The organism is Streptomyces yerevanensis, from assembly GCF_000716805.1.
Classification (GTDB): Bacteria; Actinomycetota; Actinomycetes; order Streptomycetales; family Streptomycetaceae; genus Streptomyces; species Streptomyces flaveus.
Genome location: NZ_JNWJ01000013.1, coordinates 1 through 17,823, shown reverse-complemented (window position 1 = coordinate 17,823; position 17,823 = coordinate 1). Strand labels below are relative to the sequence as shown.

General features: G+C 69.8%; 17 protein-coding genes and 2 tRNA genes. 4 read left to right on the top strand and 15 right to left on the bottom strand.

What is annotated here, in order from left to right; all coding sequences use genetic code 11:
* The first annotated feature begins 496 nt into the window (after positions 1 to 496).
* Both OP79_RS15620 and OP79_RS15615 read left to right on the top strand, forming a co-directional pair.
* Positions 497 to 1,870: a ferric reductase-like transmembrane domain-containing protein gene (locus OP79_RS15620; RefSeq protein WP_033320814.1), complete on the top strand. Its 1,374-nt coding sequence runs from the start codon at positions 497 to 499 to the stop codon at positions 1,868 to 1,870.
* Positions 1,870 to 3,495, top strand: a complete 1,626-nt coding sequence (locus tag OP79_RS15615; RefSeq protein ID WP_033320813.1) for an NADH-quinone oxidoreductase subunit NuoF family protein — start codon at positions 1,870 to 1,872, stop codon at positions 3,493 to 3,495. Before OP79_RS15620 ends, OP79_RS15615 begins: the two co-directional genes overlap by 1 nt.
* A gap of 92 nt (positions 3,496 to 3,587) precedes the next feature.
* On the opposite strand, the gene OP79_RS15610 is transcribed toward OP79_RS15615, so the two are convergent.
* From OP79_RS15610 to OP79_RS55995, 10 genes are all read right to left on the bottom strand, one after another.
* Positions 3,588 to 3,660: transfer RNA gene (locus tag OP79_RS15610), tRNA-Ala, on the bottom strand.
* A 144-nt stretch (positions 3,661 to 3,804) separates the two neighbouring features.
* The gene (locus tag OP79_RS15605) at positions 3,805 to 4,038 is read right to left on the bottom strand and encodes a hypothetical protein (protein WP_010986886.1); all 234 of its coding nucleotides are present in this window, start codon (positions 4,036 to 4,038) and stop codon (positions 3,805 to 3,807) included.
* A gap of 3 nt (positions 4,039 to 4,041) precedes the next feature.
* Positions 4,042 to 4,215 carry a hypothetical protein gene (locus OP79_RS53910; RefSeq protein WP_106972398.1) on the bottom strand — a complete coding sequence of 58 codons (174 nt, stop codon included), beginning with the start codon at positions 4,213 to 4,215 and terminating at the stop codon, positions 4,042 to 4,044.
* 274 nt (positions 4,216 to 4,489) lie between these two features.
* Positions 4,490 to 4,562 (bottom strand) — tRNA-Ala (locus tag OP79_RS15600).
* 160 nt (positions 4,563 to 4,722) lie between these two features.
* On the bottom strand, positions 4,723 to 5,421 hold the full coding sequence (locus OP79_RS15595; RefSeq protein WP_373302142.1) for a histidine phosphatase family protein: 699 nt from the start codon (positions 5,419 to 5,421) through the stop codon (positions 4,723 to 4,725).
* Complete coding sequence (gene rsfS / locus OP79_RS15590; protein ID WP_033320812.1) at positions 5,418 to 5,861, bottom strand: ribosome silencing factor; 444 nt, start codon at positions 5,859 to 5,861, stop codon at positions 5,418 to 5,420. The genes OP79_RS15595 and rsfS overlap by 4 nt, the downstream gene beginning before the upstream one ends.
* 105 nt (positions 5,862 to 5,966) lie before the next feature.
* On the bottom strand, positions 5,967 to 7,721 hold the full coding sequence (locus tag OP79_RS15585) for an LCP family protein (RefSeq protein ID WP_033320811.1): 1,755 nt from the start codon (positions 7,719 to 7,721) through the stop codon (positions 5,967 to 5,969).
* Positions 7,722 to 7,746: 25 nt separating this feature from the next.
* Complete coding sequence (gene nadD, locus OP79_RS15580; RefSeq protein WP_033320810.1) at positions 7,747 to 8,409, bottom strand: nicotinate-nucleotide adenylyltransferase; 663 nt, start codon at positions 8,407 to 8,409, stop codon at positions 7,747 to 7,749.
* Between the two features lie 47 nt (positions 8,410 to 8,456).
* Positions 8,457 to 8,621 (bottom strand): hypothetical protein, encoded by a 165-nt coding sequence (locus OP79_RS56000; RefSeq protein ID WP_033320809.1) that lies wholly within the window; start codon positions 8,619 to 8,621, stop codon positions 8,457 to 8,459.
* Between the two features lie 173 nt (positions 8,622 to 8,794).
* Positions 8,795 to 8,950 (bottom strand): hypothetical protein, encoded by a 156-nt coding sequence (locus OP79_RS55995; RefSeq protein ID WP_033320808.1) that lies wholly within the window; start codon positions 8,948 to 8,950, stop codon positions 8,795 to 8,797.
* A 100-nt stretch (positions 8,951 to 9,050) separates the two neighbouring features.
* Here OP79_RS55995 and OP79_RS15565 point away from each other — a divergent pair, with 100 nt between their 5' ends.
* Entirely contained in the window at positions 9,051 to 10,160 is a 1,110-nt protein-coding gene (locus OP79_RS15565; RefSeq protein WP_373302143.1) for a M48 family metallopeptidase, read from the top strand.
* Positions 10,161 to 10,182: 22 nt separating this feature from the next.
* On the opposite strand, the gene OP79_RS15560 is transcribed toward OP79_RS15565, so the two are convergent.
* The 5 genes from OP79_RS15560 to proB all read right to left on the bottom strand — a co-directional run bounded on the left by OP79_RS15560 (position 10,183) and on the right by proB (position 15,181).
* A complete protein-coding gene (locus tag OP79_RS15560) occupies positions 10,183 to 11,250 on the bottom strand; it encodes an SCO2583 family membrane protein (RefSeq protein WP_033320806.1) in 1,068 nt (355 codons plus the stop codon).
* A gap of 54 nt (positions 11,251 to 11,304) precedes the next feature.
* On the bottom strand, positions 11,305 to 11,895 hold the full coding sequence (locus tag OP79_RS15555; protein WP_033320805.1) for an SCO2584 family spore wall biosynthesis protein: 591 nt from the start codon (positions 11,893 to 11,895) through the stop codon (positions 11,305 to 11,307).
* A gap of 98 nt (positions 11,896 to 11,993) precedes the next feature.
* Positions 11,994 to 13,280 (bottom strand): glutamate-5-semialdehyde dehydrogenase, encoded by a 1,287-nt coding sequence (locus OP79_RS15550; RefSeq protein ID WP_033320804.1) that lies wholly within the window; start codon positions 13,278 to 13,280, stop codon positions 11,994 to 11,996.
* Positions 13,281 to 13,462: 182 nt separating this feature from the next.
* Positions 13,463 to 13,927 carry a hypothetical protein gene (locus OP79_RS15545; protein WP_033320803.1) on the bottom strand — a complete coding sequence of 155 codons (465 nt, stop codon included), beginning with the start codon at positions 13,925 to 13,927 and terminating at the stop codon, positions 13,463 to 13,465.
* 147 nt (positions 13,928 to 14,074) lie between these two features.
* A complete protein-coding gene (proB, locus tag OP79_RS15540) occupies positions 14,075 to 15,181 on the bottom strand; it encodes a glutamate 5-kinase (RefSeq protein ID WP_033320802.1) in 1,107 nt (368 codons plus the stop codon).
* A 357-nt stretch (positions 15,182 to 15,538) separates the two neighbouring features.
* Between proB and OP79_RS15535 the strand changes: the two genes are divergently transcribed.
* Entirely contained in the window at positions 15,539 to 17,614 is a 2,076-nt protein-coding gene (locus OP79_RS15535; RefSeq protein WP_033320801.1) for a hypothetical protein, read from the top strand.
* Positions 17,615 to 17,823 lie beyond the last annotated feature (209 nt).

Below are 17,823 nucleotides of genomic sequence, written 5' to 3'. Positions count from 1 at the left end.
GGGAAATGAAAAAGCCCCTCGCACAGGAGGGGTCGCCGCGCTGAGTCCGGCCACGAATTCGTCGAGGGCCGGTACGGGTCAGCGCGGCTCGCTAAGCAGAAGGCGTACGGCACGCATGGCGTCAGGGTACCGCAGCCGCCGAGTGGGCCGCGACGGAGATTTCGGGGGCACATGACACGGCGTGCCACACTCTTGTTGCGGCACCCAAAGCTGAACAAAGGTCAAGGGTTACTCGGCGTAAGGGAATCTAAGGGACATCGCAACTCCCTCAGGACCCTTTGATAACAGCGCAATAACTCAAACCTCGTACCCCTCGGTATGTCTCGGCCTAGAGTGCGGCATCGGGACCGCTTCCCCGAACTGTTTGGGAGACACCCCCCATGAACACTCGACGCAGTAACAGCCCGGTTCCCCGACCGGGCTGCTCGGCCCGCGGTGGGATCACCGCGGCCGCGTTGTCGCTCATACCCTTCGTCGTGATGTTGGGAGGCAGGTCGTGACGGACGACAGCACGGTGGATGACTCGTTCGCCGCGTTCCTCGACTTCGGTACAGGCGTCCTGTCCCTCGTCTGCCTCAGCGCCTCGGTGATCTGGGGGCTCGTCGCCCAGGACAGGATCTTCCTCGACGCCCGCCAGCGGATGCTGGCGCAGGCGGTGCACCGGACCACCGCGGTCGCCGCGGTCGTGTTCCTCTTCGTGCACATCGGGACCAAGCTCGCGCTGGACCACACCTCGTGGATCGCCGCGATCATCCCGTTCGGACTCGTCGGCTCGAACGACGAGATGCTGGGCAGGGCCTTCCTCATCGGTCTGGGCACCCTGGCCAGCCTGATGATGATCTTCGTGGCCATCACCGGCATCCTGCGCAATCGCTTCGCGGCCTCGGCACCCGTCGCGTCCCGCTGGCGCATGATGCACAGCCTGGCCTACCCGGCCTGGTGCTTCGCGCTGGTCCACGGCCTGTTCGCCGGCCGCCAGGCGAAACCGGTCTTCGTGATCCTTTACGTCCTGAGCCTGGTGGCGGTCGGCGGGGCGCTGGCCCTGCGGGCGTCCCCGCCGCCGTTCAGGCGCAAGGTCGCCCAGCGCATCCGGGAACTGATCGGCAACAACAACGGCGGACTACGCGCGGAGCCCCCGGGGCGTCGTACCGCGGCCGAGGCCCGGCAGACGGGCGGCGCCGGTTCACGTCCGGGCTTCCCGGAGGGGAAGGTGCCCCGGCAGCGGACAGGTCCCCCGTCGAACGCCTCGCTGTACGACACCGGCCAGCGCGCCGCTCTCACGGACACGGGGGTGGGCGCCTCGCTGTACGACACCGGCCAGCGCGCCGCGTTCACGGACACGGGGGCGGGCGCCTCGCTGTACGACACCGGCCAGCGCGCCGCGTTCACGGACACCGGGTCCAACCCGCTCACCGACACCGGCGGCTTCTCGGCCGCCTACCGCGCCGTGTCCAACACCGGCAGCATCCCGCGCATCCAGGACCCCCTCGGCCAGCCCGAGCCGCAGCGCATGCAGGGGCTCCCGACGGACATGCAGCCCACGGAGGCGATCCCTCGCGTCGACGACAACGCCCCGCGCTGGCCGGCCCCGTCCCCGCCGCTGTACGAGGCCCCGCCGCGCCCCTCCGAGGCACCCACCACGTACAACGGCCCGGTCTACGACACGGGCAACATGCCCTACGTGACTCCCGGCACCCCCTCGCCGTACGGAAACAATGATTTCTACGGCACCGGTGAGTCGAACGACCCCCTTGGTACGTACAACCCGAATGACACGTACGACAGCGGTCCCGCCACTGAAACGCTGCCCGGTGCTTACGACGCACCCAGCTCCGGCGAACCCTGGAACGCGCCTTCCGGAGGCTTTTAGTGAACGCCGCTCTCCCCGATGTCCCCGAGGTCCGTGTGGTCGGACTTCCCCAGCTCACCTCGGGTTTCGACCTGGTCGAAAGACTCGATCTGGACATGCACCTCAAGGTGCACGGTCCGCTCGAGCCGATGGGCGGAGAACAGCTCGCGCAACTCGCCGAGCGCATATCCCTGAAGGGCCGCGGCGGCGCGGGCTTCCCCTTCCACAAGAAGCTGCGGTCGGTCGCCGAGTCGGCGATCAAGCGTGGCGTCCGGCCCGTGGTCGTCGTCAACGGCAGTGAGGACGAGCCGGCCTGCCGCAAGGACACGGTGCTGATCAACCGTGCTCCACACCTCATCCTCGACGGCGCCCTGCTGGTCGCGGAGGCACTCGGTGCCCGCACCCTCGTGGTCGGTGTGACCCGCGAGTCCACCCAGCAGTCCATGGAGGCCGCACTCGCCGAGCGGGGCCTGAACAACCGGCGCGGCTCTGTCCTCCGCGCACGTGTGCAGCGCAATCCGGTGCGGATGGTGACCGGAGCCGCCGCCTCGCTGATCCGCTCCATCGACGGCGGGCCTGCGATCCCGCCCGGCCGCAAGGTCAGCGCCTCGCAGACCGGCGTCGGCGGTGCTCCCACGCTGCTGTCCAACGCCGAGACGTTCGCGCAGCTGGCGATCGCCGCCCGCATCGGCTCCGAGCGCTACGGCAACACCGGCCTGTACGACGAGCCCGGCACCGTCATGGTCACCGTCTCCGGCGCCGTCGCCCGTCCCATGGTGATCGAGATGCCCACCGGGGTGCCGCTGCGGTACGTCCTCCAGCTCGCCGGCGCCCCGCCGGTCCCGCAGGGCGTGCTGACCGGCGGCTACCACGGCAAGTGGATCGACGCGGCCACGGTCAACGAGGCGATCGTCTCGCGTGACTCCCTTGCCGCGGTGGGCGGTTCGCTCGGCGCGGGCGCCATCCTCCCGATCAGCCAGGAGACCTGCCCGCTGGGCGAGTCGCTGCGCGTGGCGCAGTGGCTGGCCGAGGAGAGCGCGGGACAGTGCGGTCCCTGCTACCTCGGTCTGCCCGCCGCGGCACGGGGCATGGAGGACATCCTCAACGGCGGCGGCCCCGCCGCCCTGGAAGCGGTGAAACAGGTCGCCCACGCCGTGAAGCGACGTGGTGCGTGCTCGCACCCGGACGGCTCCGCGATGTTCCTCGAGTCGACCCTCAAGGCGTTCACCGACGACCTGGCCGCGCACGTCCTCGGCAACGGCTGCGGCAGGCCCGTGGAGGGCGTACTGCCGCTCTTCGAGGGCGGCGGCGTCCCGACCGGAATCCCGGGCGGCCAGGGGCAGTTGGAGGCGGGCCCCAGCCGGCAGAAGATCTACGTCGACTGGACGCTGTGCCGGGGCCACGGCCTGTGCGCCGACATCCTCCCGGAGGTCTTCGAACTGGGCGCAGACGGGTTCCCGACCGTCGCCCAGGCGCAGGTGCCGCGCTACGCCGAGCAGAAGGCCATGCGCGCCGTACGCCGCTGCCCGGCGCTCGCGCTGCGCATCGAGGAAGACAACTCCGGGGGCCCGGCCCGCAACAACCTGCCCGTCCTGTCGCAGCGCGGCCAGGGCCGTGGCCGCCGCGCGCTCGGCAGCGGCCGCTGAACGCGACGTAACGACGCACGAGGCAGTACGCACAGAAGAGGGCGGGCCATCCGATCGGATGGCCCGCCCTCTTCTGATCTCTTCATCTGCTGTGGAGCTAAGGAGATTTGAACTCCTGACCCCCTGCATGCCATGCAGGTGCTCTACCAACTGAGCTATAGCCCCTTGCCTGGTCCGCCCGGTCGCCCGCGCGGCGACGCCAACATTACACGGTCCTACCGGTGCACCACCAAATCGTTTACGGGGCGCACGCAGCGGGCCGACACAGGGTCGGCGCAGGGCCCGGACCGAGCCCGGACCGCGCCCTGTTCAGGCCGTGGCGAACGAATAGAACCGCTTGAGCGTGCAGTGCTCGTCGAGAAGCCGGCCGTAGATCGGCTCGCCCTCCAGCTCGCGGTACGTCTCGATCGGGTCGCCTTTTATGATCAGCGCCCGCGCGCATTCCTCGCACCAGTACTGGTAGTCGTGGTTGACCGGTTCCATGTCGCGGACGATGGGCGTACCACTGCCGCACCAATCGCACTTCCGCCTGTGTGCACCCATCGATCAGCTCCAGCTGTGGCCGCAGGCCGTGCACACGTAGGAAACCCCGCCGTTGTCGCCGAGAACCAGGGCGACGTGGGCCGAACCACAGGAAGGGCAGTCGAGGCGGGTGATCCGGTCCCGTATCACCTCTGCGTCGAGGAGGTCGTCGACCTCCTCGAGGATGCTCGCAGGCATCGCCACTCCTCCCGTCGGGCCGCGCCCCCTTCCGGCCGTTTGATTCTGCCACGGCCGGACCAATACGGTCAGCGACGCCTTCGTACCAGTCCGGCCACGGCACCCGCGACACCTGTCACGGACAGCGCGAACGTACACACGAGGAGCGCCTCTGAAGAGGTATACGCCTCCGGGGCCCAAGTGACTCAAGCCGGTTCAAGAAGACTGTGCTGATCGACAACGAAAAATCCCGCTCCCCTGTGGGGAACGGGATCCTCGCGCCGGAGCGCTTGGGTGGAGCTAAGGAGATTTGAACTCCTGACCCCCTGCATGCCATGCAGGTGCTCTACCAACTGAGCTATAGCCCCTCGCGTTCACCCGCCGGGGCGGGCTGAACAAGAGGAACTTTATCCTGCGGCCTGCCGGAAAGTGAAATCCGGGTCCATGGGTCCACGGGCACGGGTCCACGGACACCTGGAGCCGAGGCCCACCGTCGATGATCTCCGTGCCAGTCGCCGTCTGACGGGGTCAGTCGTCGTCTCCCAGGACCGGCTCCGGCAGCGTGCCCGCGTTGTGCTCCAGCAGGCGCCAGCCGCGGGCGCCCTCGCCCAGGACGGACCAGCAACAGTTGGAGAGACCGCCGAGGCTTTCCCAGTGGTGGGAGTCGAGGCCGAGGAGGCGGCCGATGGTGGTGCGGATGGTGCCGCCGTGGCTGACCACCACGAGCGTGCCGTCGTCGGGGAGCTTCTCCGCGTGCCGGAGCACCACGGGGGCGGCTCGTTCGGCGACCTCGGTCTCCAGTTCGCCACCACCACGGCGCACCGGCTCACCGCGCTTCCACGCCGCGTACTCGTCGCCGTAGCGCGCGATGATCTCCTCGTGCGTCAGCCCCTGCCAGACACCCGCGTACGTCTCGCGCAGGCCCTCGTCGTGGGTCACGTCCAGGGCGGTGAGGGCGGCCAGTTCGCCCGCCGTGTGGGCCGCCCGCTTCAGGTCCGAGGCGACGATCGCGGCGGGCTTCAGGGAGGCGAGCAGCCGGGCGGCGCGGCGGGCCTGCTCGATACCGATCTCGGTGAGCTCGACGTCGGTCGTGCCCTGGAAGCGGCGCTCCACGTTCCACGAGGTCTGTCCGTGGCGCCACAGGATGACCCGGCGGCCTCGGCCGGCCTTCTGCCCGGTCTCGGACAGCGGCCTGCCGTCCGCCGAGGCCTCCGCTCCCGCGCTCAACGCAGCTCACCGTCCAGTCCGGCGTCCTGAGCCTCCTGGTGCTTGGCGTGCTCGGCGGCCTTGCCGCGGGTGGCCTTGGCGTCGGCGGGCAGCTCGAGCTCCGGGCAGTCCTTCCAGAGCCGCTCCAGGGCGTAGAAGACGCGCTCCTCGCTGTGCTGGACGTGCACCACGATGTCGACGTAGTCGAGCAGCACCCAGCGGGCCTCGCGGTCGCCTTCGCGGCGCACCGGCTTGGTGTCGAGTTCCTTGTTGAGCCGCTCCTCGATCTCGTCGACGATCGACTTGACCTGGCGGTCGTTGGGCGCGGAGGCCAGCAGGAAGGCGTCCGTGATCGACAGCACGTCGCTGACGTCGTACGCGATGATGTCGTGCGCGAGCTTGTCGGCGGCCGCTTGCGCGGCGGCGGTGATGAGCTCGAGAGAGCGGTCAGTGGCGGTCACTACCAAGGCTTTCCGTCGGCGGTCAGGTCTCCCCGAGGGGATACCCCAAGGGTCTCACGGACCGCCGACAGCACCTCACGGATTAGTCCGTCGAGCCGCCCGCCCTCACTGACCCGCCGAGCCGCCCACTTCGTAGTCCTGCCCGAGCACCACCGACACCTCCGCGTTCGAGGCGCCCTTGCCCTTCTTCACGGAACTGGCCGGCAGCCCCAGCGTCTTGGCGACCTCCACCGCGTCCGCCTTCTGCGCGGCGTCGGCGTAGGTGATCCGAGACACCGTCTGGGCGGCATCGGCCTTGCCGGCGTCGACGAAGGCGTAGCCGCCGTTGAGCAGGACGACGCGGGCCTGCTCGGTGGCGTCCTCCTTGCCGGTGGCGTTGCGGATGCCGACCTGGACGGCTGCGTCCTTCTCGGGGCTCTTCGCGGCCCCGCCGAGTACGTCCTTGACCACGCTGTCGCTCGCCTTCGTACTCAGCCTGCCGTCCGACTGGACCGGCAGCAGCACGGACTTGTAGTCGCCGCCCTTGGCGTGGTCCGCGAGCTTGGCGAGGAAGGTGCCCAGGTCCTTGTCGGTCAAGGGGGGCTCGATGATCTGCGCGAGCGTCTGCACGGTGGTCGTCGCGGCCTGCGGATCCGACGACACCTTGCGCAGCACGCCCTGCATGACCTGCCCGAACCGCTGCAGCTGCGCGCTCTGTGACTCCCCGGAGCCACGGTAGGTGGCGTACGCGATGGCCATCTTTCCGCTGAGCGTCTGGCCCTCGCCCTTGTTGACCAGGGGTGCTTCGCCCTTCCTCTTGGCGTCGGGGTCCGGCACGGCCGCGTTGGTGTCGATGTCGATGTTGCCGACGAGGTCGACGAGGTTGCTGAGGTAGGGGGTGTCGAGGCGCCAGGTGCCCTCGATGTCCGTGCCGAGCACGGTGTCGATCGCGTCGCGCGTCCCGGAGGTGCCGTCGTCGTCCACGGACTTGGCGAGCGTGGTCGTGGTGCCGTTGTCGTCCGACACGGAAAGGGAGTTGGGGACCAGGACGGTGGTTCCCTGCTTGGTGGTGGTGTTGTTGACGAGCAGCGCGGTCGAGGTGCCGCCGCCCTTGGTGTTGTGCAGGTGGACGACTATCACGTCGCGGTTCTGGGCGCCCGCAGCCGTCGCGGTGCCGGTCTTCGCATCCGACGACGTGCCGGGCAGCTTCCCCGCGTACCAGAGGTAGCCGACACCGCCGGCGGCGACCAGGGCGAACACCACGACCAGGGCGACGACGCGACCGCGGGCCCGGCGGCGGGCCTCCTCGCGCCGCTCGGTGCGGTTCTCGGTGAACTTCAGCCAGTCGATGACGTCTTCGGAGTCGTCGGTCGGCTCCTCGACGAAGGTGAACTGCTCGGTGCGGTAGTCCCGTTCGCCCTGCTGCCCGTCCGCCGGCTCCTCGGCCGCCGTGCGCTCCGGGGGCCCCGCCTGCTGCGGGATGTAGGCGGTCTGCTCGGCGACGCGCGGCTGCTGACCGCTGCCCGCGGGCTGCCCGTAGGGGTCGTACGAAGCCGGAGTGGTCGGAGCGGGCCCCTGGGCAGTCGCGCCGTACGGGTCGTACGAGCCCTGCGAGCCGTATGACCCGTACGAGGCGCCGGGCTGCTGATGGCCGTTGCCGGTGTCGTACGACGGCGCCTGCTGCTGCCCGTTCGGGTACGGGTCGTACCCGTACCCCTGCTGCTGCGAGCCGTAGGTGTCGTACCCCTGCGGCGGCTGGGAAGGCGGTGGCACCTGCCGGTACACCGGCTGGCCGAATTCGTCGTATCCGACGAGTTCGTAACTCTGATCACCTTGGTAACTCTGGTCGCCCCCGTACCCAGCGTCGTATCGGTCGTTCACCGGTGCCCCTCTCGGCTCACTCGCCTCACTCGCCGCGGTACAGCTCACGCTTGTCGATGTAGCGCACCACACCGTCCGGCACCAGATACCAGACCGGGTCACCCTTGGCGACCCTCGCTCGGCAGTCCGTGGACGAGATGGCGAGCGCGGGGACCTCGACGAGCGAGACACCGCCTTCCGGGAGTCCCGGGTCCGTCAGCGCGTGGCCGGGCCGGGTGACCCCGATGAAGTGCGCGAGGGAGAACAGCTCTTCGGCATCGCGCCAGGTGAGGATCTGGGCGAGCGCGTCGGCGCCGGTGATGAAGAAGAGATCCGTGTCGGGGTTGAGCGCGCGCAGATCGCGCAGCGTGTCCGTGGTGTACGTCGGGCCGCCGCGGTCGATGTCGATACGGCTCACCGAGAACTGCGGGTTCTCGGCGGTCGCGATGACCGTCATCAGATAGCGGTCCTCGGCCGGGGAGACCTTGCGGTCGGTCTTCTGCCACGGCTGTCCGGTCGGCACGAACACCACCTCGTCGAGGTGGAACTGCGCGGCGACCTCACTGGCCGCGACGAGGTGGCCGTGGTGAATCGGGTCATACGTTCCGCCCATGACGCCGAGGCGGCGCTTGCCCGGGTTCGACGGGCCGGGGGCCGGGCTGTTGCCCTGGCCCCTCACCGGACCGTTTGGCATGTCCTGCTCTCCCATGCGTGCAGACCTTACCGGCCCGGTCCCTGAGCCCCGCCCCGCGGACGTCAGCGGTCCCGGTTGAAGCGGGTGGTGATCCACAGCAGCAGAAGGAGGACGAAGAGCGCGCCGCCGCCGGTCAGGTAGGGGCTGAGGCTCTCGTGGCCGCCGCCGTGCTCCTCGCCCTCGGCGGCGAGGTGGACCAACTGGGCAGCGGTGCTGTGGAAGCTCATCTTCGGCAGAACCTATCCGGTGTGGGCGGGATGCGGGATACAGACGTATGGCCATCGTAAGCGGGCGCCGCCGCCCGGATCACGTCGGCTCCGTCACGCCGATCCCATCACGCCGACTCCGACACGCCGACCCCATCACGCCGGATTCCGCTACCGGGAACTTCGGCCGGGTCTCAGTCGTCCCGCTTGTAGCCACGCAGCAGGAACCAGGCAACCAAAACGCAGCCGACGACCATCACTATGAGCACGACACGGAGCAGATTCCCGGGTCCCTGCTGCTGCGCGGCGCTCGCTGCCTCGGCGAGCCAGGCTTGGGGGTGGTGCTCCATGACGTGCGACTCCTTCGCTGTACTGCACGTCCACGGTATATCCGCCTAGGCTGTACCCCGCCTTGGGGGCACAGGAGGCAACAGACGCATGGGGGACCACATGCCAGAAGAAAGCCACGAGAACGTACCGAGCAGGCAGCGCAGGCGCTTCGAGGGGATCTCCTCCCGGGCGTACGAACACCCCGCGGACCGCTCGGCCCTGGTCGCCCTGCGCAAGCTCAGCGGCTTCGACACGGTGTTCAAGGCGCTCAGCGGACTGCTCCCGGAGCGCAGCCTGAGGCTGCTGTTCCTGTCCGATTCCGTACGGGTCTCGGACGCCCAGTTCGCGCACCTGAACGACATGCTGCGGGACGCCTGTTACATCCTGGACCTGGAGAAGGTCCCGCCGATGTACGTGAGCCAGAACCCCCAGCCGAACGCGATGTGCATCGGCATGGACGAGCCGATCATCGTCGTCACCACCGGACTGGTCGAGCTGCTCGACGAGGAGGAGATGCGGGCCGTCATCGGCCACGAGGTCGGCCACGCGCTGTCCGGCCACTCGGTGTACCGCACCATCCTGCTGTTCCTCACGAGCCTCGCGCTGAAGGTGGCCTGGATCCCGCTCGGCAACCTCGCGATCATGGCGATCGTGACGGCCCTGCGCGAGTGGTTCCGCAAGTCGGAGCTGTCCTCGGACCGCGCGGGCCTCCTGGTCGGCCAGGATCTGCAGGCCTCGATGCGCGGCCTGATGAAGATCGCGGGCGGCAACCACCTGCACGAGATGAACGTGGACGCGTTCCTCGCCCAGGCCGAGGAGTACGAGGCCGGGGGCGATCTCCGCGACTCCGTCCTCAAGATCCTCAACGTCCTCCCCCGCTCCCACCCCTTCACCACGGTGCGCGCCGCCGAGCTGAAGAAGTGGGCCGAGTCCCGCGAATACCAGCGGATCATGGACGGCCACTACCCGCGCCGCGACGAGGACCGCGACACCAAGGTCACGGACTCCTTCCGCGAGTCGGCCTCCGCCTACGCCACCCATGTGCGCAGCTCCAAGGACCCGCTGATGAAGCTGGTCACGGACATCGCGGGCGGCGCGGGCGACATCGGCGGCCGGGTACGGCGCGGGTTCGGGGGCTTCGCGAGCAGCACGGGCGGCTCGAGCGGCTCCCCCAAGGACCGTCCGCAGGACGACCGTCCCGACGACGAGAGCCCCAACGGCAGCAGCTGATACCGACAAGACCGACTGCTGATCACACCCTGGGCTGCGCACTGGCCGACAGCGACCCGCACAGCGCCGTGGCACTGCCCGTCGCATACGGGTCGGTGCCGGCCGGTCCGCCCGCCTTGGCCGTCTGCCCCGCGAGCAGCGGGCGCAGCCGGCTCGTCGCGTCCTCGGCGCAGGCGAGCGGCCCTGCCTGGACGTACGAGACGACCAGCTCGGCCTGGTGCATCCGCAGATCGTCGCGGTCGAACCGGAAATGCAGCTCGCGCCGGACGGTGAACAGCGAGGCCTTGGCGCCGTCGTCCGAACCCGTCGGCCGCAGCGCGTAGACGAAGGTGTGGTCGGCCGTCACCTCAAGGGTGTCGGAGTCGGTCTCGGCGGCCTGCAGCGTGCCCTGCACCCGGATCCTGGGGTCGGCCAGCTGGGCGTGGGTGGGGTCGAAGCGGACCAGCCAGCCGGTGGGCGCGTGCCGCCCGTCCGCGGTCGGACGGTCGAAGCTCTGGTCGAACTGGTCGAGCTGCTGCGGATCGAGCAGGATCCGTACGGGCCGGGTGGCGCCGCCGGTGAGCACGTCCGGGTCGAGCGCCGACTCGACGAGGTAGTCCTTCGCCGTGGTGAGCGCGGTGACGACCTGGCTGTCCGAGAAATGCGCCGTGCGCCGGGAGGCGGGCATCGTGATCCCGTCGGCGCCGATACGGAACTGATCGGCCGGGCTGCGCGCGTACAGCAGCCCGGTGTCGGCGGCGCCCGGCACCGCGCCCTGCGGCGCCAGGGGGATGACCGTCATCCGCAGCGGCTCGGGCGGCTTCGCGGCGGGCGTCTGATACGGGTGACGTACACCCATGTAGATCGCCGTGCCGAAGGCGACAGCGATCAACAGGACGAGGATCAGTGCCTGCCGGGACAGGCCGCGACGCATCGGCGGGCGGCGGCGTACGGCCGGGGTGTGGTCGGCGATCCGCTCCTGCGCGGAGAACTCCTGGAGACGGGCAGCTCGAACGAACGACTCGTCGAAGACGACGGATCGATACTCTTCCTCACCACCACCGGGAGCGCCGTCGGGTGTCCCCTCCGGTGGGTCTCCTAGCCCGCCCATACTTTCAGAGTAGGTCTCTGGGACCTCACGTAAACGCTGCCGTACACGTCAAGTTCACGGCGTACGCGGTTCCGCCGGGACGGGTGGCTGGGAGAAGTCGGCCGAAGCCGAGGGGCGCGTTCCGCTGCCTTGTTCCACGCCCGTCGAGGCGGGCGGCGAAATCTGGGGCTGGCGGCCCGATGAAGCACCCCGGTAGACCGCCGTGAAGGCGAGCGCGACCATGCCGATGCCCATCAGGAGAGCGAGCATCCAGGCGACGGGGCGGTGCCAGCGGGCCTGCTTTCCGTACATCCCCGAGTGGCCGTAGCGACCGTCGAGGGCGTCACGGTCGTCGAGATCGTCCAGGTCCGGATCATGGCCGAAATCGTGGCGCCCGTCGGGCCCCCACCCGTCTTCGTACCGCTCGTCATCACCGCGCGCACGGTGGGTGCGCCCCCGGCGCGCCTCGGCCTCGGAGGCCTCCGCGCGGGCCTGCGCGGCGGCAAGGAGGCGTTCGACGGCGGTCGGCTCATGAACCCTGGCCGCCCGCACGAAGGCCTCGTCGAAGACCACGGAGGCGAACTCTTCGTCCGAGCCTCCGCGGTCGCGGTCGTCGTCGGGCTCCCAGCCGTCAGGAAACGGCGTGCCCCCCACGTCCTCCGGCACAGACCCAGAGTAGACCTGGGGGTTCAATTTGGGCAGACGGTACGGAAATTCATCCACCTGGCGAGACAGCTTCTTCGAGACCCGGCCGAGGGGCCTGCTCAGCGCCGGATGTGCCCGTCGCCCGTGACGATGTACTTCGTGCTCGTCAGCTCCGGCAGCCCCATCGGACCCCGCGCGTGCAGCTTCTGCGTGGAGATGCCGATCTCGGCGCCGAAGCCGAACTGGCCGCCGTCCGTGAAGCGCGTGGACGCGTTCACGGCGACCGTCGTGGAATCGACCAGTTGGGTGAAGCGGCGGGCGGCCGGCTGGGAGGTGGTGACGATGGCCTCGGTGTGGCCGGAACTCCACAGCCGGATGTGCCCCACGGCCTTGTCCAGCGAGTCGACGACGGCGGCGGCGATGTCGTACGAGAGGTACTCGGTGTCCCAGTCGTCGGTGGTGGCCTCGACGACGGTGGCCTTGGAGCCCTTGGCGTACGCCAGCACCCGCTCGTCGGCGTGCACGGTGACCCCGGCCTCGGCGAGGGCGTCCAGGGCGCGCGGCAGGAACTCGGAGGCGATGTCCTGGTGCACGAGGAGCGTCTCGGCGGCGTTGCACACGCTCGGCCGCTGCGCCTTGGAGTTGATCAGGATCTCGATCGCCATGTCGAGGTCGGCGTGCGCGTCCACGTACACGTGGCAGTTGCCGGTGCCGGTCTCGATGACCGGGACGATGGACTCCTGCACGACGGTACGGATCAGGGAGGCGCCGCCGCGCGGGATGAGTACGTCGACGAGGCCGCGGGCGCGCATCAACTCCTGTACGGATTCGCGGCTTTCGCCCGGTACGAGTTGTACGGCGTCGGCGGGCAGTCCCGAGCCGCCGACGGCGTCGCGCAGGACGCGTACGAGGGCGGTGTTGGACTCGTACGCGGAGGACGAGCCGCGCAGCAGTACCGCGTTGCCGGACTTCAGGCAGAGCGCGGCGGCGTCGACCGTGACGTTCGGGCGGGCTTCGTAGATGATCCCGACGACGCCGAGCGGTACGCGGACCTGGCGCAGGTCGATGCCGTTCGGGAGCGTGGAGCCTCGGACGACCTCGCCGACCGGGTCGGGCAGCGCCACCACGTCGCGTACGTCGGAGGCGATGGCGCGGATCCGCTCGGGCGTGAGCGTGAGCCGGTCGACGATGGACTCGCTGGTGCCGGCCTCACGGGCGCGCTCGACGTCCTTGGCGTTGGCCTCGACGATTTCGCTCGTACGGACCTCCAGGGCGTCCGCGATCGCGAGCAGCGCGTCGTCCTTCTCGGCCCGCGGCAGCGGAGCGAGGTCGGCGGCGGCGGACTTGGCGCGGTAGGCGGCCTGGGTGACCGGGGACATCGAGTCGTACGGCGAGAGCGTGGTCATGGAGGAAGCGTAATGCTCGCCGCAGGGCCGTCCAGCGCTCGTTCCATAACCCGAGACAGGACCGAAAACGCCCCCCCACGCACCGCAACCATCAATTGAGGAACCACGACGGCGATCAACCAGGTCCGCGAGAGCGGCGCCGGTTTAGGCGCAAAGGGGGGCGCGGCGCCGGTTTAGGCGCACTAGAACGGGTGTACGCCCACTGGCGTCGCGGGCTGTGGGCCGTAGCCCTCGGCGATGCGCTGGTGGTAGGTCTCGCGGTCGATGACCTCCAGGCCGACGATCTCCCAGGGCGGGAGTTTCGCGGTCTGCCGGTGTTCGCCCCACAGGCGCAGCGCGACGGCCGCGGCGTCGTGCAGGTCGCGGGCCTCTTCCCAGTAGCGGATCTCCGCGTGGTCGCCGGCGTACCGGCTGGTCAGCAGAAAGGGGTGGTCGTGGGCGAGCTGTTCGAGCGATCGCCGCACGTCGTTCAGCGGGGCCTCGTCGCCCGAGACGCTCAGCGTGACGTGCCAAAGGCGCGGCAGGTCCTTCGGTTCCTCGGCCTCGTACGTGTCTCCGGCCGCGACGCTGGTGAGGGTCCGCTCCTCACCGGCCGCGCGGGAGGTGCCACCACCGCGGGACGCCGCCCCGGGGCGTACTCGTCTCACGACGGCCTCCTTTACGCAATGGGTTCGCCATGGGTTGCTGCATCACTGGATCCCGGGGGCTCCTTGAATCAAAGTTGAGCAGGCGGGGCGGCTTCGTGGGGCGGTTTTGCCGAACGTGGCCCTGCGGAGGCTGTCCCTTTCAGCCGTTTACGCGTGCAGCAGCACCAGATCGTCCCTGTGTACGACCTCGCGTTCGTACGCGGGACCAAGCTCGCGGGCCAGCTCGCGGGTGGAGCGGCCGAGCAGCTGCGGGATCTCCTTGGCGTCGAAGTTGACGAGCCCGCGCGCCACCGCCCGGCCCGTGCCGTCGCGCAGCTCGACGGGGTCGCCCGCGGTGAACTCGCCCTCGACCGCCGCGATACCCGCGGGCAGCAGCGACTTACGGCGCTCGACGACCGCGCGCACCGCCCCGTCGTCGAGCGTGAGCGCGCCCTGCGGGGTGGACGCGTGCTGGAGCCAGAGGAGACGGTCGGCGGAGCGGCGCCCTGTGGCGTGGAAGTGCGTACCGGTGTCCCGTCCCGCGAGGGCGTCGGAGGCGTGCACGGCGGAGGTGAGGACGACCGGGATGCCGGCCGCCGCCGCGATCCGGGCCGCCTCGATCTTGGTGACCATGCCGCCGGTGCCGACGCCGGCCCGGCCCGCGCTGCCGATCTCGACGTGCGCGAGGTCCGCCGGAGCGTGTACCTCCGCGATCCGCGACGTACCGGGCCTGCTGGGGTCGCCGTCGTAGACGCCGTCCACGTCGGAGAGGAGGACCAGCAGATCGGCGCGTACGAGATGGGCCACCAGGGCGGCGAGCCGGTCGTTGTCGCCGAAGCGGATCTCGTCGGTGGCGACCGTGTCGTTCTCGTTGACGACGGGCAGGGCGCCCATGGCCAGGAGCTTGTCGAGGGTGCGCTGGGCGTTGCGGTGGTGGGCGCGGCGGCTCATGTCGTCGCTGGTGAGCAGGACCTGGCCGACGCGGACGCCGTAGCGCGCGAAGGAGGCGTTGTAGCGGGCGACGAGCAGGCCCTGTCCGACGCTGGCGGCGGCCTGCTGGCGGGCCAGGTCCTTGGGGCGGCGACGCAGGCCCAGCGGAGCGAGACCGGCGGCGATGGCACCGGAGGAGACGAGGATGATCTCCTTCTCTCCTCCACTGCGGCATTTCGCGAGTACGTCGACCAAGGCGTCCACGCGGTCCGCGTCGAGGCCTCCCGACGCGGTGGTCAGGGAGGAGGAACCCACCTTGACGACGACCCTGCGGGCCTCCGCCACGCCGTTCCTCACCGCTTGCCCCGCCCTCGCCTGCCCTGCCGCTGACACGCTCTTCCCCAATGTTCCGACCAGCCCCGTCCGTGCAATCTACGGGATTACGGGCAGGGGGTGCCGCCGCGTTTCGAGGGGCGGACGTGCGGCGGGTATCCGGCGGGCGCGTGCCGGGCGCGGTGCGTACGCGTGACATGCGCCCCATAAGTTCACCGTGGTTTCATCCGATATCCAGCGATAGCTCCTTCGGAAGATTGCTTGGCGGGCCGCCCAGGTCATACGGTCAGGGATCGGCCTCGTAGTGTTCGGCCGACCGAACCCGTTGCTTCCCCTCATCCGCCGTATCCCTTCGCAGGAGCTCAGCCCGTGCCTTCCGCAGGCCTCAACCCCCGCCGCACCACGCAGCTTGCCGCGCTGCTGTCGATGTTCGTGCTCTTCACGGCCCAGATCGTCTCAGCGCTGCTGCCGAACGTCCCGGTGCTCATCGCCGCGAGCGCGGGGGGCCTCGCCCTCGACGTATATCTGCAGTACCGCAGTCCCGGGCTGCTCACGCTGCTGGGCAAGGTCCGCTTCGATGTCACGGTCCGTCAGTTGCTGCGCGACATGCTGGTCATGGTGGGGCTTCTGCGGATCGACGGCATCGACCCGTCGAGCGAGCACGCGCCGCTGCTGGTCGCCGTATGCGCCTTCTACGCCCTGCACTTCGCCTGCCAGGCCGCCGCGGTCCTGGTCCGCCGCACTCGTACGCTGCCGATCGTCACCCGCAACATCGACGCGTCCGCGCTGCACCTGACCGCCGCGCCGCCGCGCATCCTGGCCCGCCGTCAGAGCCACCGGCTGCTGACCTTCTCCATCCCGACGACGGTCGGCCTGCTGATCACGGCGGCCACCGCGGACGGGTACTGGGGCGGTATCGGTGTCGGCGTCGCCCTCGCGCTGGTCGGCGGCGGCACGGCGTACCTCGCCACCTGGCTGCTCCCCAAGAAGCGCGCCAAGAACGAGCAGAAGGTCATGCAGTGGGTGGACAAGTGGCTGGCCGACTACCGGCCGACGGTCGGCATGTACTTCTCGGGCGGTACGACCTCCGCCTACCAGGCGAACATGTGGCTCTCCACGCTCTCCTCGATCGACGCGAGGCCGCTGATCGTGCTGCGTGAGCGGTTCATGGTGCAGAAGATCGACGCGACGGACGTACCGATCATCTGCTTCCCGAAGGTCACGACGATGTTCTCGCTGGAGAACTCGACGCTGAAGATGATGCTGCACCCGGCCAACGCCGCGAAGACCTCGCAGGTGCTGCGCATCCCCACCATCAAGCACGCCTTCATCAATCACGGAGAGAGCGACAAGCTGTCCTCCGTCAACCCGTACGCGAAGGCGTACGACGAGGTATGGGTGGCGGGACCCGCGGCCCGCGAGCGCTACGCGCTGGCGGAGGTCGGCGTCGAGGACAAGGACATCGTGGAGGTGGGCCGCCCGCAGCTCGCGCCCATCCGGCCGTACGCGGGTCCGCCGACCGGTCCGTACACGACCGTGCTGTACGCGCCCACCTGGGAGGGCTGGGACGGGAACCCCGGCAACACCTCGGTGGTGCTGGCCGGCGAGAACATCGTGCGGCAGCTGCTCGCAGACGACGGGGTACGGCTCCTCTACAAGCCGCACCCGATGACGGGTTCCGTCGATCCGCGTGCGGGAGCGGCGAACGAGCGCATCAAGGCAATGATCCGCGAGGCCAACGCCAAGCGGTCGGGTGCCCGGCCGGACGCGGAGGCCGCGGCCGAACTGGTGCGCCGCGCCGCCGAGTTGGACCAGCTGACGAAGACGGCCTTCCGGCCTGGTGCGGACGAGATGGAGCGCATGCTGCTCCAGGGGACGCCGCGGGGTGACCGTGAGGCGGCGATCGCCGAGGCCACGCTGGCCTGGGACAAGGCGTACTGGGCGTCCTTCCCGGAGTGGGAGCACCAGATCATCACGGACGCGCGTCCCGCGATCTTCGCCTGCTTCAACCAGGCGGACCTGCTGATCAGCGATGTGTCGTCGGTTGTCTCCGACTGGCTCTCGAGCGAGAAGCCGTACGCGGTCGCCAACACGTCCGGGATGCCGGAGGAGGCCTTCCGGACCGGCTTCCCCACGGTGTCCGCGGGCGTCATCCTCACGCCCTCGGCGGACGGCGTCCCGGAGCTTTTGGAGTCGGTACGCCACCCGGAGAAGGACCGCTTCACGGTGGCTCGCGCCGAGCTGAAGGAGCACCTGCTGGGGCCCTCGGACCCGCCGTCGTTGGCCCGCTTCAACGCCGCGATCTCCGCGCTGTGCACGGCGGCTGACGAGCGCCGCCTGCGCATGGAGTCGCGCCTGTCCTCGGAGGTTCCCTCGCCACGCGAGGAGGCGGCCGAGGAGACGGCCCAGGACCCGAACGAGGCGGAGGAGACTGCCGTCGGCTAGGCGGTTGGGTTCGTTTTCGGGTGCGGGTGTGTGGGTGGCTGGTCGCGCAGTTCCCCGCGCCCCTGGGGTGGGTGGGGGGTGCGGGGTCGTGGGCCGGTGCGTCAGCCCGCCGCAGGGCGGGCATACGACCCTGGCCCGGTACACGGCCCTGGTCCTCCGAGACCGGACCTAAGCGACGGGCATACGACGCACCGGCCCACGCCCCCTCC

What these genes read in the sequence shown, in the direction of transcription:
- OP79_RS56000 (WP_033320809.1), bottom strand. Translation starts at nt 8,621, where the DNA reads ATGAGCTTCCACAGCACCGCTGCCCAGTTGGTCCACCTCGCCGCCGAG.
- nadD (WP_033320810.1), bottom strand. Translation starts at nt 8,409, where the DNA reads ATGGGAGAGCAGGACATGCCAAACGGTCCGGTGAGGGGCCAGGGCAAC.
- OP79_RS53910 (WP_106972398.1), bottom strand. Translation starts at nt 4,215, where the DNA reads ATGCCTGCGAGCATCCTCGAGGAGGTCGACGACCTCCTCGACGCAGAG.
- OP79_RS15550 (WP_033320804.1), bottom strand. Translation starts at nt 13,280, where the DNA reads ATGACCACGCTCTCGCCGTACGACTCGATGTCCCCGGTCACCCAGGCC.
- OP79_RS15565 (WP_373302143.1), top strand. Translation starts at nt 9,051, where the DNA reads ATGCCAGAAGAAAGCCACGAGAACGTACCGAGCAGGCAGCGCAGGCGC.
- OP79_RS15560 (WP_033320806.1), bottom strand. Translation starts at nt 11,250, where the DNA reads ATGGGCGGGCTAGGAGACCCACCGGAGGGGACACCCGACGGCGCTCCC.
- OP79_RS55995 (WP_033320808.1), bottom strand. Translation starts at nt 8,950, where the DNA reads ATGGAGCACCACCCCCAAGCCTGGCTCGCCGAGGCAGCGAGCGCCGCG.
- OP79_RS15605 (WP_010986886.1), bottom strand. Translation starts at nt 4,038, where the DNA reads ATGGGTGCACACAGGCGGAAGTGCGATTGGTGCGGCAGTGGTACGCCC.